Genomic DNA, 15,434 nt, shown 5'->3' with positions numbered 1-15,434 from the left:
ATCACTCTATAATGGAAGGATTACCCGAATGTTCCGCTTCCTGCAGAGCTACTTTGGTTTGTCGCAAACAATCACCCACCTTAGATCCCGGTCGATAAATTGTACCACCAAAATCTAATCCCAGCTTTATTTGTTTATTGTCACGGTAAAATTCCGTCCCGGCTATCACTTCATCCAGTTTGCCTATTAATTGCCTGATGCCGATGGAACCTGTTGAAGGCAGGATCATTAAAAATTCTTCATCAGACCATCTTCCCAATCTATCTTGTCTCCGCAATGTTGTTCGCAGTTTTGAGCCTGTCTTATTGATCAGATAATCTGTAAAGCTTTGACCAAAATCGTTCTTTAATCCTGCCAGATCTCTGATCTTTACGAGCATCAAACTGAATTCAGCCTTTTCTCTGTCTGCTCTGGCGCTTTCATAATCCAGATATTCCATTAAGGTTTCACGATTTGGCAATCCGGTTACCCGATCTGTTCTCTGCAGCAATTCACCTTGTCTGCGTGCTTCTTCCAGTTCATTCACCAGACTTTTTGCCTTGATGCTTTCTTTCTCATACTGCTGCTTCAGGGTTTCATTATCCGTCTGCTGTTTTTCTAATTCCTTATTCTTCTTCTCGTCCTCATCATGATATTGCTCAGCAAGCGAGATCAAACCCGTCTCTATTTCTTTACCAAGGGCTTCTTTTTCTATGATATCACGTCTGAATTTCCGCTGACCGATTGTTTCCATTATCGTTAAAAATATTTCTTCCCGATCATGTTGAGAACTTTTGAAAAAGAAGTATACAATAAGATAGATCATCACTGCTAATACTAAAAATCCAAACAATGCTCTGAAAATCAGATTTAATGATATCTGACGAATTATATCATTATCAAAAAAAACCATTATCATTACCTTATTTAATCCAATCCCGCCTTCCAGTACTTCAGGTAATACCACAAATTCATAACCATTCAAAATTTGACTTTCGATACCGGAATAGATCTGATTAGGTTCAATAATTGGGATTTCCTCTATTTTACCTGAAAGAGAATATTGCAGATTGCCCTGCTTAAAATACAGCATGATCTCTGATACCATCAATATTGATTCCGATAAATTATCAAAATATCCACTAAAAAGGTAATCTGCAAATGTTTGTGAATTGCTCTCTTCAAGGCATTTGGGCATATCTATCGCAAACACTGTCACTCGATTTTTATCTGCTTCCACTGACCACGCTGATTTATAAAGGATCTTATTATCAGCAAGTAATCCCACTCTATCAATTACAAGTTCACCTGATTCTTCACCCTGAGTGATCATATTCTTATATGCCGGGATTATTTTCGTTAAGTCTTTGCCTTTCAGATTCATATCAGTTGATGCTATCACCTTGCCATCAATATCAGCAACCATTATAAAATCAAGCCCATAACGCATCGCTGTATCATCAAGATGCATCATTGAGATTTCTGATGACCTGTTTATTTCACTGATCACCTTATCTGATACTGATTCCAGTTTATCATTCAGGATTTCTTCATTACTCAGCAGCAGCATATCATAGTCTTCGGCTATTTGAAGCACTCGGTAAACTGAATTTATCTTTATCTCATCTATCTGCTCACGCAAATGAACAAGGGCTTTGTAAAAGACCAGGATCGTGGAAACCATGATCAATAAAAGCATCACCAGATGGAATGCCACATTATGCTTTCTTCTCAATTTTCCCTCCTATTTCAAGATCAGAGTTTTTTCAATCACTCTGCCTTCTCCAGCTTTCAGCATCAAGAAATATATCCCACTGCTTAACTTTCCGTTATATCTCCAGATTTGCTCGCCTTTTGTTTGATCCAGGATCACCTCATCTACCTGCTGTCCCCGCACATTATAAATCCCCAGTTTTCCGCTGGTATTTTCTCCCAGATCATAATTTATGCTCAACCCGGATCGACTGCCGAATATATAAGGATTCGGATAGATCCTCATACTGATAGATGCTCCAGATATCTCATCTGGATCATTATCATTACCTTCAAATTCTGCCAGCACATCTTCCATGAAATCAGCCGCTTCTGATTCGTTGCAGTAATATAATGGGAACCCTAAGATAAAACAATTACCACCATAACTGCTTCGCACGGCACACGGCTGACCAGTATATTCACTGCCGGCAATCCCTTCGTAAGCAAATATGGATGCATCTCCTTCAGGATAGATTACCACATAAGGCAATCGACCATTAAATGCTGCCGGCACCTTGTCTGCATCAATATTTATATCAGTATATATCTCAGAACTGGCTCCCACAAATTCCTGAGCACCAGCAAGAATATATTCAGGACTCCCGGTAAATTGCTGCAGAAATTCTTCACTCAAATCATCACTCGTTTTCCAGCCCGATATCAGCAGATTTCCACCGGCATATACGTAACTGCCCAGCACCCCTTCATTATCACCAATATTCTTCTGACTTATATCAGCATCATGCCAGATCACAGTACTATAATTCCTGATCATATCCGTGGTTATAGCCCCTTCATCTGCATAATCATAATTAGTGATTGCCATTCCGGTTATGGAAGCATAAAAATCATCCACCATAGCATCTGTGGGACTGCCTGGATTACCATTACCATCCATGCTCTCATCTATCACCAGCACTCCCTGATCCAGTGGCCATTCCTCTATAAATACTTCAAATATATTACTCGCTTCACTCTCAAATTCATCATCTATCACTGCCACCACTTTGTAATAATAAGTCATTCCCACTTCCAGACCCATATCCACATACATCATATCATCTATTATCTCTCCTGTTACCAGTTGATAAGGTCCTGCTTCATCCTCTGCCCTGCTCAAACGATAGCCGTCCACCATCAGCTCATCTCCCCATACAGGTGACCAGTAAATAGCGGCTCCACCTTCAAATGGATATGCTCCCGAGATCTCCAGACTGTGATGCGTAACTCCTCTATCCAATAACCAGCTGTCAGGATCAAATGCTATTTCTTCAATCATTATATCATTTAGTAAACTCTCGGTCATGGCTATTCCACTTGAGGCATCCACCAGTAAACTATCTGCCTCTCCGCTCTCATAAGTTACCCACACCGGTGCTTTACCCTCAAATACTGTATTACTGCTGCTTGTGGTCTTCACATAAGTTCGCAATTTGGGAATATTATCATAAGGATTCACGAACCAGGTATAGTCATAGCTGGGAATTCCACTCCCAAATATCCACTGATCAAAAAACTGCTCATAATCCTCACCCGTCACATCTTCTACTACTGCCTGAAATTCACTTGTTATTGCATTGCCATGCATATAGGTAGCAAAATATTGCTGAAGTATTTCAAAGAATTGCTCGTCTCCTGCCTGCATCCTTAGCATATGAAGCACGGATCCCGCTTTCTCATAAACCGGAGGTGTGAAATAATTATAAAAAGTGGGATTATAAATTGTATAATTGTTCCCGCCAGCCCAGGATAGATAATATCCTTGAATGCTGCTTGCTACATAGTCCTGCATAGCTTCATAACCATAAAGCTCTTCTGTCCAGAGAGCTTCTGAATATACCGCAAAACCCTCAGATAGCCATACATCGGGAAAATCTAAAAAAGCTACGCAATCACCAAACCACTGATGAGCAAGCTCATGGGCAAAAACCATCTCATAGGTGTGATTTCCATTGATCAGATAATTTGCCAGAGTCACCATTGTCTGATGCTCCATACCGGCAAATATCGTCATTGGAACCACGCAATTACCAAACTTCTCAAACGGATACATCCCATAGATCTCGGAAAAATAATTTATCATTGCAGGAATATTCTCAAAATCTTCTTCAGCATTTGCCAACTGATTAGGCGGACAAAAATTCTGCACTAACAGATCTTCACCATTAGGCAAAGTGCATTCCTGCTCAAATTCCACAAAATTCGAGGCATGAAAACACGCTAAATAAGTGGTCATGGGATTCTCACCTATCCAGTGAGTAGTATTTGTGCCATCTCCATTATCTTCTATCCCGGTGCGGATCCCATTAGCTGCCACCAGCCAGTCATCCCGCAGAGTGATATGCAGATCCACAATTGCCTTATCCCAGGGATGATCATAACAGGGCCACCAGTAGCGGCTCGCATCCGGATCAGATACCGTGAACACATAATTATTATTCCAAAACATCCCGCCACCATAGCCGGGACTGCTTGCTGGATAACCATTATAACTCACACTCGTGGTAAAATCTTCTCCAACTGCCATTTCTCCTAATTCCAGGATTACAAAATCACTTGTTACTTCAAAATCTACTCCCTCTCCATTCACCAGCGCTTCACTGACTGATAAACTCTCTATCTCATAAGCTATTTGAGTTATCACCTCAGTCGCCGTCACATGTGCGATTACTGTCCCTTCAATATAATGATTTGCCGTATCCACATCCAGAAAAAGTTCATACTTTGTAACATCAAATCCATGAGCAGAATCTGCTCTCGCGCTTTCGAACTTAGTCACTTTATCTGATATCTCATTCTGCTGAGGATATCCAAAAATTAAAATTGGTATTAATATAAAAATTATTAACAATATTTTCCTATTCATATTATGCTCCCAGTATATTTCCCGTAACATCAATTAACCTGACTATCCGTCAAGCTAAAATACTCATTACCCTGAAACTAATAAAAACCCGCCTATTCTCACCCATATCGCAGAAATGACCCGGAGCAACAAAGCACGTACTCACATTTTAATGTCACTACGTGCTTTGTTGCTCCTGCTGATATACCCATATATGCACCTAACTAACAACCTGACAGTTAATTAACCACACATTATACTTCTTTTCCGATGATTTGGTTGCTCCTCAGTATCTTAAAGCTACCTTATGCTAAATTTCGGGATATATCTTCAGTAAACAACGTCACGTCTTGGAAATCATTTGACACCATAACTCTAACCTATAAAAGGCGTCTTTCCCCTGAAAAGAGAAATTGAAAAAAATATCGCGTTTTGGAGATGAAATATGAGCAAAGTAGCAGTTATTGCTATAGGTGGAAACTCCCTGATCAAACCCGGTCAGCGGGGTACAGTAGAAGAACAGTTTGAAGCAGTTACTTCTACAGTAGAAAATATCTATAAGATCATTGAGCTTGGCTATAATGTGGTTATCACGCATGGAAATGGACCTCAGGTGGGAAATATCCTGATCCAGTCTGAAGCTGGCAAGCATCAGGTGCCTTCTCTTCCGCTTCATTATTGCGGAGCTTTTTCTCAAGGTGGAATGGGTTATATGATCCAACAGGTAGCTCAAAACGTATTCGCCCGGGAAGGTCATCATCAGGATGTTGCAACTATCGTCACTCAGGTGCTGGTTGACCAGAATGATCCTGCCTTTGAAAATCTCACTAAACCGATTGGTCCCTTTTACCCCAGTATAGAAGAATTGCAGCATCGCATCGATGAGCATGGCTGGGTGGTTGTGGAAGATGCCGGCAGGGGCTATCGCAGAGTGGTTGCATCTCCCAAACCTTTAGAAATTATTGAGCAGACAATTATCAAAACACTGATCAAAGCTGGTGATATGGTAATAGCCGTTGGTGGTGGCGGAATTCCTGTGATCAGAGAAGATGGTGCCCTGCAGGGTATTAGTGCTGTTATAGATAAGGATTTTGCTTCATCCCTGCTCGCTTCTGAGATCAATGCTGATCTCTTTATTATCTCCACTGGGGTAGAAAAAGTGGCAATAAATTATAAATCAGATTCTCCTCAATGGTTGAATTCATTGAATATGGAGCAATGCCGGCAGTATCTGGACAATGGTGAATTCGCCAAAGGCAGCATGATGCCCAAGATAGAAGCATCCTTGAATTTCCTGGAAAATGGTGGCTCAGAAGTGATCATTACTTCTCCGGAAAAACTCTATGATGCAGTAATAGGCGAAACCGGTACCCATATCACAAAATAGATCATATCAGGAAAGCACAAGCGTCCCTGTTTTTTGATTCGCTTCTTTTCACTTTTCACTCCTCACTCCTCACTAATTTTTACCTTGCCGGATTTTATGGTTCAATCTACTTTGCCAAAAAATATTGAAAGGGTAATTATGTTACAAAGAGTTACTGATCCCAAACAGCTTAATGATGAACGGGATTTTGATCGGGCGCTGAGACCTCGTAGACTGGCTGATTTCATCGGACAGCCGCAGATTAAGGAAATTCTGGATATCTCTATCCAGGCAGCAAAACTCCGTAAAGAACCTCTTGACCACGTTCTACTTTATGGACCTCCCGGATTGGGTAAAACTACGCTCTCTTATATTATTGCCAATGAATTGGAAGCAGAGATCAAAGCATCATCAGGTCCTGTCCTGGATAAACCAGGTGATCTTGCCGGTATACTTACTAATCTGCAAAGAAATGACTGCTTTTTTATTGATGAAATTCACCGCCTGAATCATGTGGTGGAAGAATATATGTATCCCGCTATTGAAGATTTCGGTATGGAGATCATTATTGATAGCGGTCCCAGTGCCCGAACTCTTAAGATCGATCTGGAGCCTTTTACCCTGATCGGTGCTACAACCAGGGCAGGGCTGCTCACAGCTCCGCTGCGTGCCAGATTCGGGCTTATATTGCGGCTTGATTATTATGATCAGGATAGTATTCTGAAGATCATCAAACGCTCAGCGGGACTTATGGAAATCCCCATTGATGAGCAGGGTGCTATCGAAATTGCCAGACGCAGTCGCGGTACGCCACGTGTGGCAAATAGATTATTACGTCGCGTACGTGATTATGCGCAGATCCGTGGTACCGGTGTGATTGATGAAGCTATTGCCTTGAAAGCTCTTAAGATGCTGAATGTTGATGATTCTGGTCTGGATGAGATGGATAAACGCATCCTTGCCACTATTATCGATAATTATGATGGTGGACCCGTCGGGCTTAAAACACTGGCTGTGGCAGTTAATGAAGATCCGGGCACAATCGAAGAGATTTATGAACCCTATCTGATCCAGCAGGGATTCCTGGATCGCACTTTGCAGGGAAGACGAGTCACCCCGAAGGCATATAGGCATCTAAATCGGGATATTCATAACGCTCAGTATTCGCTTTTCGATGATACAGATGAGTCTTGAAATATATTGACGTAATTGACTTGATAAAATTTTTTAACTCCCCTGTGGGCGATTAGCTCAGTTGGTTAGAGCGCTACGTTGACATCGTAGAGGTCACTAGTTCGAATCTAGCATCGCCCACCATTTTCTTTTAGATACCGGAGGTTATGTGAAACTTATCGTGATTGGCTCAGGTAATTGGGGCACCGTTCTGGCGAAGCTTTTCTCCACAAAAAATGATGTTCATTTGTGGACTATTAACGAAAAGGAAGCGCAGTTTATCCGCACTAATAGAGAAAGTCCCCTGCTAACGAATTTTAAGATTCCGGATAATATGGTAGTAGAAGCAAAATTCACATCTTCTATCGAACCCGAGGACATTGTAGTAGTAGCTATTCCTTCCCGCAAAATGGAAGAACTTATCCTGGAATTCAAAGAGCACAGCTATCATAAATTCATCTTCGTAAATGCCTCAAAGGGTGTGGAACACACCACTCTCACTACTACTTATGAAACCGTTCGCATTCACCTGCCGGAAGTGAAATTTGCTAATCTCTCTGGACCTACAATTGCCCGGGAACTGGCTGAAGGTCTGCCGGCAAAAGCTATTCTGTCATCAAAAGATGTTTCTCTACTTTTGGAATTACAGGATATTCTTGATAATGACCTGCTTAAGTATGAATTCTCCCGCGATGTGATCGGTAATGAACTTGCTGCAGCCATGAAAGGGCTGATCGCTATTGCCGTGGGCATCTCAGATGGGTTAGGTTTCAAAACAAACGTCTTTGGGCTTATTATTACCTATGGACTGTGGGAATTTGAAACAGTGATGAAATTTCTCAATGTACCCACCCAGACAGTGTATGGCATAGCCGGAATGGGTGATCTGATCACAACCTGTATTTCGGAAAACAGTCGAAATCGTACCTTTGGAAAATACCTTGCTCAAGGCTATTCGCTTGAGGATGCGCTCCTTAAAGTGGGTATGGAAGTGGAAGGGGTTTCCATGGCAAAAACTATTCGTAAACTGGCTCAATTCAATCTGTCTATCCCCCTGGTTTCCTGCATCACGCGGATTATTTTTGATGGGGTGGAAGACATTAGAAAAGAGTTACTTGATACACTTAATTCCATCTCGTGAAAAAAAAGTATTGCCAGTTTAGATTAACTTAAATTATTTAAAATCATTAAAAATGGAGCTGAATTATGGAAAATTTGATTAATGACATGAACATTAATTTTGATGCTCTGCTTAAGCAGGGTTTCGCTGTAATTGATGTTCGCTACAAAGAATATGAAATAGTCTCTGAAGGATTTAAATACGTTATCATACTTGTAGATCACGACCGTGAGGATTTCTATGCTGATATGCTGAAAAGTTATCTTGGTCATGATCTTGAAGATAATAATGTCTATGAGATCTGGCTTTCAATACTTAAGCATAAGCTTAAAATGAGTGCCATGCTCAAAAGGGATATTTCAATTAAAGTAGCGACACTTGATTTTCTGGAATCAAAAGTCTAATTGATATCTGCCCCTGCTTGTGCGGGGGCTTTTTTTTTTAATTATAAACAGGAGATATAAATGGATAAATCATTACTATTGATAAAACCAAATGCCACTAAGAGAAACCTGATCGGTGCAATTATTAAAATGCTGGAAGATAACCGTTTTCATATTGCTCATCTGAAATCTTTTAACATGTCAGATGAACTTGCTCAAGCTTTCTATGCTGAGCATCACGGCAAAGGCTTTTATGAAAATCTGGTTAGTTTCATGAAATCCGGTACCATTATTGGTATTGTGGTCAAAAAAGATAATGCCATCGAAAACCTGAGAATTCTGGTGGGAAAAACGAATCCTGCAGAAGCTGATCCCGGCACAATTCGCTATCTATATGGTGAATCTGTCAGTCTCAATTCTGTTCATGCTTCTGATAGCCCCAAGTCTGCTGTAAGGGAAATTAAACTGATCTTCCCTGAATTATAATATCTCTTTTTTTAGCCGGCATCTGCCGAAATACAATATTCTTTCGAGGTAAAATGAAAATTCTTACTATCAATTGCGGAAGCTCCTCTGTCAAATATCAGTTTATCAATCTTGAAGATAAATTCGTAATGGCAGAAGGTATTTGTGAAAAAATTGCGGAAGGCAACTCTCTCTTCACTTATAAGAGTGAGAAATTTACGGTTAAAAAACAAGCGGCTGAACTTCCATCACATCAGGAAGCTATTAAACTCATCCTGGATTCGCTTCAACATCCTCAAAACGGCTGCATATCTGATATCTCTGAAATTGATGCTGTGGGACACAGGCTGGTGCATGCCGGAGAACATTATAATGGGACAGTACTCATTGATGATCACGTTATCAGCGTAATGGAGGATTGCATTCCTCTTGCCCCGCTGCATAACCCGGCAAATATCGTTGGTGTAAAAGCGATGCAGACTTTGATGCCTGATACTCCTCAATGCGGTTTATTTGACACAGCTTTTCATCAGACAATGCCTCCCAAAGCCTATCTATACCCCCTGCCCTATGAATATTATACAAAAAATAAGATAAGAAGATACGGCTTTCACGGTACTTCCCATAAATTCGTGGCACAGCAGGCGGCGCAGCATCTTAATATTCCGATTGATCAGCTTAAGATCATCACCTGTCATGCGGGAAATGGCGCTTCTATCACGGCGATTGATCGTGGAGAATCTGTTGATACCTCCATGGGCTTCACACCTCTTGAAGGCTTGGTGATGGGTACGCGGTGCGGTGATCTTGATCCTGCCATCCCTCTTTATATGCAGCGCCAATTTGGACTCAGTGTAGATGAAGTGGATACGATATTAAATAAGAAATCAGGCATCCTGGGACTTTCTGAGATGGATAGTGATATGCGGCCCATCGAAGACGGTCTGGATAATGGTGATCCAGATGCCATCCGGGCTTTTGAAGTTTACTGCTACCGTATCAAGAAATATATCGGTGCCTATACTGCTGCCATGAACGGGCTTGACGTGCTGGTTTTCACAGGTGGAGTAGGTGAAAATATGCCCCATCTGCGCGACTGGGTTTGCCGGGATATGGAATACTTGGGGATCAAATTCAATAATGATGTAAATTATCGTCGCGGCAGTGAGATTTTTGACCTTCATCAGCCGGATTCAGAGGTAAAAGTTCTTAAAATATCTACGAATGAAGAGCTGATGATAGCTCTGGAAACAGAAAAACTTCTGAACTCCCGAAGCTAATTTATTGCTCATATCTAAGTTCGTCTTGTTCGTTTTGTCTTGATGAACCGTAAGCTTGCGAAGGCTATTAGTTGCTAAAAAAGAAAGAAGATTTATGCCGCGAACAATCACGAACAAAACAAACTAAAGAAATACCAGATATTGACTTAAATTTTTTACACCTTAGGTGTTAATTATTTGTAGCAATAAAATCACACTAAAAACAATCCTTACCCTGTAGGGGTTATTTAATGGATTTATGAGAAATCATTCCCTGATAAATATCCCCTACAGGGAAAACGGTTTTTATGGGGTAAATATTTACTACAAATAACAAACTCCTACGGAGTATAAAACTATGGGGCAGGCATTATCACTAATTTATTGCCCTTACACTTAAGTTCGTCTTGTTCGTTTTGTCTTGATCAGCCGTAAGCTTGCGAAGGCTATTAGTTGCTCAAAAATGTAATTCTTACGCATCTTAATTAATGCAATAGAACAAAAGGACAGATATCAATATCTGCCCTTTTTGTTATCTATTCACTATTTACAGTTAACTGATCACTTTTTCTTCACTATTTGATCAATGCCATCTTGCGGCTTAATATTTTACCTTCTGCTTCCAGACGATAGAAATATATTCCGCTGCTTACCGGCTGATCATTATCATCTTTGCCATTCCATATTACTGAGTGCTCTCCTGAGGAATATTCACCTTCTGCCAGAGTGCACACATGCTGTCCCTTCAGATTATATACTTTCAGGAAAATATCTTCATCCTGAGTTAAGCTAAAGTTTATTTCCGTTTCAGGATTAAAGGGATTGGGATAATTGCCATTCAATTGCATAATTTCCGGCAATTGATCATCGCTTTCTCCATCGGTAAACACATTAAGAACCACATTTACCACTTTGGTATCCCAGCTGTCACAGGTGATCACAATATCACCCGTATGCAGACCAACTCCAATATCACCAGCATCAAAATTGATCGTTATCACCTGTGATTCTCCGGCTGCCAGATAACCTGATGAAGTATCCAGGTTCATCCAGCGCAAGGGATAAAGAAGCGTAAGCTCTCCAACCACATTATGAGGTTCTTCTCCATATCCATCGCCGCCAATCTCCCAGCCAATCGCCATATCTCCGGCAAATTCCGTGCTTAACTGCACTTCCACTTCACAGCTTGCCGTCTCATTATTATGTAGCACACCCCAATCATTTGCAGTCAATCCATGCCAGTTGATCAATTGACCCCAGCCGGTAGTGCCATCCCAGATCATATCACCCGAAGAACCTCCAACCACATCTCCGGCATCAAGTACATTCACTCCCAGCGGAAAGTCCAGCCACACGTCACTTACCCATTCATTATCCTCTGAGGCATTGAACACGGTAAATGTCCAGGTTGTTTCCTCTCCCGGAGTAAATGAATCTGTATCCATCGTGATATATGATCCGCTGATATCTCTGCCCGGTGCAGTAGTTTCATCAGTTCTCACAAAAAATTCCACAGGTATGTCTCCTGTATTGGTCAGTGTAAATTCATGACTTCCGGTCTCAAGTGGCTCCAGCTCATAATAGACACTATCCTGATCCACAGCAAAGGTATTTGCCAGATATCCCGTAAAGGGCAGCATCCAGTTCCAGCTATCCTCATCAGAATTTATATTTACTTCCAGATAAAAAATATAGAAATCAGGCATATTCTCTGAAATCTCAATACTGAATGAATTTTCCAGAAACCCAAATTCACCAGCACTCAGTTCGTCCAGTGTGCCACTATTATCAACTACCTCAATGAAAGGATCATTTGCTGATATTATTACTTCGATATTATGAGCTGTTTCGGCACCCATATTCTCCATTTCAATGGAGATCATTGCCGTCTCTCCAGCTTCGATATAATCATCATCTCCAGAGATGGCATAATAATTACTCATTGCCAGGAATGGTCCATCAGGCGGTATTGGTGTGGGAGTAAATAATAATGCCATCCCATCCTCCAGATTTCTGCAGGCATCAGGATAGGTATTATTATAAGTATATTGCAATCCGATCAATGAATCTTCATTTTCTATGCCCACCGTGGCATACTGTCCATGATTACCCGGATAAGAACCAACATTATTATTCGTTACGTCCAGATACTGCATTTTGATCTCACAGTCTCCTGTAGTCGTGGGATAATATATCGGATCATAAAGTATCACTTCAAAAGTCTCATCTGCCCAGGTATCACCATTAGTTATATCTGACCATTCCACCACAAAATAATGCAGGTCTTCATCATAATACCAGAACACGTTTCCTGTATCAAGTGACATGTCGTCCCAGAATACTGCTATCATGGGACTGGGTCCCTGCGGTCCTGGTATCTGGTAATTCATAAAATTAGCTGTTTCATGGTAACCCGGGGCTATCCAGCCATTTGTGCATATACTTATCTCATCATATTCTTCACCATAAAATACAAAATTAAAGCTCTCAGGCAAATCTATATTGCCATAAGTTCCAGTTCCTGCACCAGTGCCCATATGCCCACCATTTATATATATCCAGTTTATTGTTTCACCGTCTCCACCAAGATCCGGGTCAATCTCCACCCAGTCAAACTCCGGACAACTGGTATATAATTCATCTTCATCATCATAACACCAGTAACCATATTCATCCGGTCCATAAGGGTCTGTTTCCTCCGGCTCACCTATCGGAACATTGAGTGTTACCACAGCATCATAACCATCACTATTAGTTAGATGAATTAAAAATGGTATATAAGTCCCCGGCAGGATTGCCATACTGGCTGTCACACCAAAGCTGTCTGAAGAATTATTCCCGCTTCCACCACCTGATATTGTCCCAAAACTTCCGGTACTGTCAGCGATCGTGATCCGATGGTTATTGCATATCAAAGTACCTTCCACATCTTCTGCTGCCAGATTTCCTATATTATCCAGTGTAAAATAAATATTTGTTGTTTCTCCCGGATCTATCACTCCATTTCCACTTATACTATAATCACTGGCATAAAGACTTGCACCCTCCACTGGTATATAAATCCAGCTATGCCACTCATTATCATCGCTATCAGTGATCGTGAGAGCTACTCTGACCTCTACTCCTCCCAGAATATTATCAGCGAATTCCAACTCAAATCCAGCTCCACCCGAGACTGTTACTCCTGAGGCTATATCTCCATAATCAACTTCAGAACCTGTTATAATTACCTGGTCATTATTGCTTTCCAGTTCAGCACTCACTCCACTTACAGTCATTGTACCATTATTTTTTAATGATACCACCAGTGCCACATTCTCTCCTGGATTCACTATTCCGTTATTATTACCAGAAGCATCATTTATCTCCCACTGATCAGTATCTACATACTGATCAACTTCTTCTACGCTGATTGTTTCTATTACAGGAATATGATCATGCTTGGTGATAGTAAGTGTATATTCATCATCCTCGATTCCTGCCACATCTAAGATCACACTGCCCGTATAATCGCAATAATCGGTTACTGTATATTCCATTTCCTCATTATGTAAAGTTACCCAGGCTCCTTCTGCTGCATTACCGATGGAATCTAAGACTGTAACCTGATAATTATTGGCTCCTGTAGGGATTACATCTTCAAAAACTGCACTCATAGTTTGAGGTACCCGTGTCCACAATTCCAGCGAACCATCACCCATCAGCGTATTCCAATGGGAAAAAGCAGTTACAGCATTACTTGGATTCTGCGGGAAAGTAAGCCACAAATAATATTTTCCCTGCAGCACAGCACCACCCATCGAGAAAATCCTATCCCGGAATATCCCGCCCCACACACCTATAGCTAAAGCATTATTAAACGGGGTATGCGTTCCGGATGAGGATGTTCCCATTGCTCCTATACCACCACTTGGCATTGAGGTTGAGCCCATCTGATAAAAACCTTCCACATTACCTGTGCCACTATACCAGTCATTGGCATTACAGGTGGGCATCACCAGAAATGGCATCTTATAACCATTGCTTTGACCTCCGGAATACCAGCCTGATGTCCCGCCAAAACCACGATAAACAAAAAAGCTGATTCCCGAATTTATTGCCGTATTCATCTGACCAGCATATGATCCACTATATACTTCAGTAAAATTATCATCATTCCAGAAATTTCCCTCAAAATCAAGCATCAATTCCTTTACCCCCTTGGCAAATGCCACGGTCGAATAACCGGAATTATTAGAATCTCCCACCAGTAATGCCTTATTATACCAGGAAGTATCTCCCACATAAGGTGTCTTTTCATAATTTAGTGCTTTGCTGATAACAGTTTGCAGCATACCGATATTATTAAAGGTCATCCTGCCCATGATCAAATCTCCCAGGATATCATCACCTTCAAGCTGGCAATAGGGATGATCACCTTCGCCTGAATATCCAAACCCTGACTGAAACCATGTTGTGATGGAATTACTGCCAGTTCCATCTCCAATTATATTTACATATTCCGGCGGATCTTCCCAGTCATCATAAGCATCCTGAATATAATTTTTAATACTTTGAGCTGTTGTGCCAGTCTGGGTTGTAGTTGCCACTTCCACATGAAATCCCTTCTCACGCTTCCACTGCACCAGATATGCCAGATTCTCTAAAACATCATCATTATCGTTACAGATAAATAAAATTGTCGGCACCTGATAATCATCTCTATAGTCCATAGCATCATAATTTAAGGTATTTGCCTGATACATCTCCTCAAATGCCCGTGAGCGCTTGCGGTCACTGTATTTGGCATTCACACCGCCCTCACCTTCTGTGATCACCTGCACCTGGATATTAGTAAATACACGTAAGGTTCGGCTGCCGGCGTCATATTGAAAAGGACTAAAGGTTACAGGTAATAACCGCAAATCACGCATGATAGCAGGTTCTCCTGCCCAGGCGATCTCTGCTGGAAACTTGCCGCTTCCACTATAAAATGTCTCATCTATTCTAAAATTATCAGTAGGTTCTGTATTCTCGTCCTGCAAAGCTTCCTGAGGATATATTTTCACATTATAAATGATCTCTTCATCATAGCTCAATATCTCCAGTC

At 41.2% G+C, this 15,434-nt stretch carries 9 protein-coding genes and 1 tRNA gene; 7 read left to right on the top strand and 3 right to left on the bottom strand.

The window, feature by feature from the left end:
• Position 1 precedes the first annotated feature (1 nt).
• Both RAO94_07280 and RAO94_07275 read right to left on the bottom strand, forming a co-directional pair.
• Entirely contained in the window at positions 2-1,714 is a 1,713-nt protein-coding gene (locus tag RAO94_07280) for a GGDEF domain-containing protein (protein ID MDP8322134.1), read from the bottom strand.
• 9 nt (positions 1,715-1,723) lie between these two features.
• Positions 1,724-4,600 carry a M1 family aminopeptidase gene (locus RAO94_07275; GenBank protein MDP8322133.1) on the bottom strand — a complete coding sequence of 959 codons (2,877 nt, stop codon included), beginning with the start codon at positions 4,598-4,600 and terminating at the stop codon, positions 1,724-1,726.
• A gap of 424 nt (positions 4,601-5,024) precedes the next feature.
• Here RAO94_07275 and arcC point away from each other — a divergent pair, with 424 nt between their 5' ends.
• The 7 genes from arcC (at position 5,025) to RAO94_07240 (ending at position 10,366) form a co-directional block, all read left to right on the top strand.
• Positions 5,025-5,966 carry a carbamate kinase gene (gene arcC / locus RAO94_07270; protein ID MDP8322132.1) on the top strand — a complete coding sequence of 314 codons (942 nt, stop codon included), beginning with the start codon at positions 5,025-5,027 and terminating at the stop codon, positions 5,964-5,966.
• 138 nt (positions 5,967-6,104) lie between these two features.
• Positions 6,105-7,139, top strand: coding sequence for a Holliday junction branch migration DNA helicase RuvB (gene ruvB / locus RAO94_07265; protein ID MDP8322131.1), 1,035 nt, complete (start codon positions 6,105-6,107; stop codon positions 7,137-7,139).
• A 46-nt stretch (positions 7,140-7,185) separates the two neighbouring features.
• Positions 7,186-7,262: transfer RNA gene (locus RAO94_07260), tRNA-Val, on the top strand.
• 25 nt (positions 7,263-7,287) lie between these two features.
• Positions 7,288-8,259, top strand: coding sequence for an NAD(P)H-dependent glycerol-3-phosphate dehydrogenase (locus tag RAO94_07255; GenBank protein ID MDP8322130.1), 972 nt, complete (start codon positions 7,288-7,290; stop codon positions 8,257-8,259).
• A 65-nt stretch (positions 8,260-8,324) separates the two neighbouring features.
• On the top strand, positions 8,325-8,642 hold the full coding sequence (locus tag RAO94_07250) for a hypothetical protein (protein ID MDP8322129.1): 318 nt from the start codon (positions 8,325-8,327) through the stop codon (positions 8,640-8,642).
• Between the two features lie 60 nt (positions 8,643-8,702).
• Positions 8,703-9,107, top strand: a complete 405-nt coding sequence (locus tag RAO94_07245; protein MDP8322128.1) for a nucleoside-diphosphate kinase — start codon at positions 8,703-8,705, stop codon at positions 9,105-9,107.
• 53 nt (positions 9,108-9,160) lie between these two features.
• Positions 9,161-10,366 carry an acetate kinase gene (locus RAO94_07240; GenBank protein ID MDP8322127.1) on the top strand — a complete coding sequence of 402 codons (1,206 nt, stop codon included), beginning with the start codon at positions 9,161-9,163 and terminating at the stop codon, positions 10,364-10,366.
• A 554-nt stretch (positions 10,367-10,920) separates the two neighbouring features.
• On the opposite strand, the gene RAO94_07235 is transcribed toward RAO94_07240, so the two are convergent.
• On the bottom strand, positions 10,921-15,434 hold a 4,514-nt coding region (locus RAO94_07235), incomplete at its 5' end, for a C25 family cysteine peptidase (protein ID MDP8322126.1).

Source organism: Candidatus Stygibacter australis, assembly GCA_030765845.1.
GTDB lineage: Bacteria > Cloacimonadota > Cloacimonadia > Cloacimonadales > TCS61 > Stygibacter > Stygibacter australis.
Note: the sequence above shows the minus strand (reverse complement) of the source record. Positions and strands in the feature narration are given on the sequence as shown.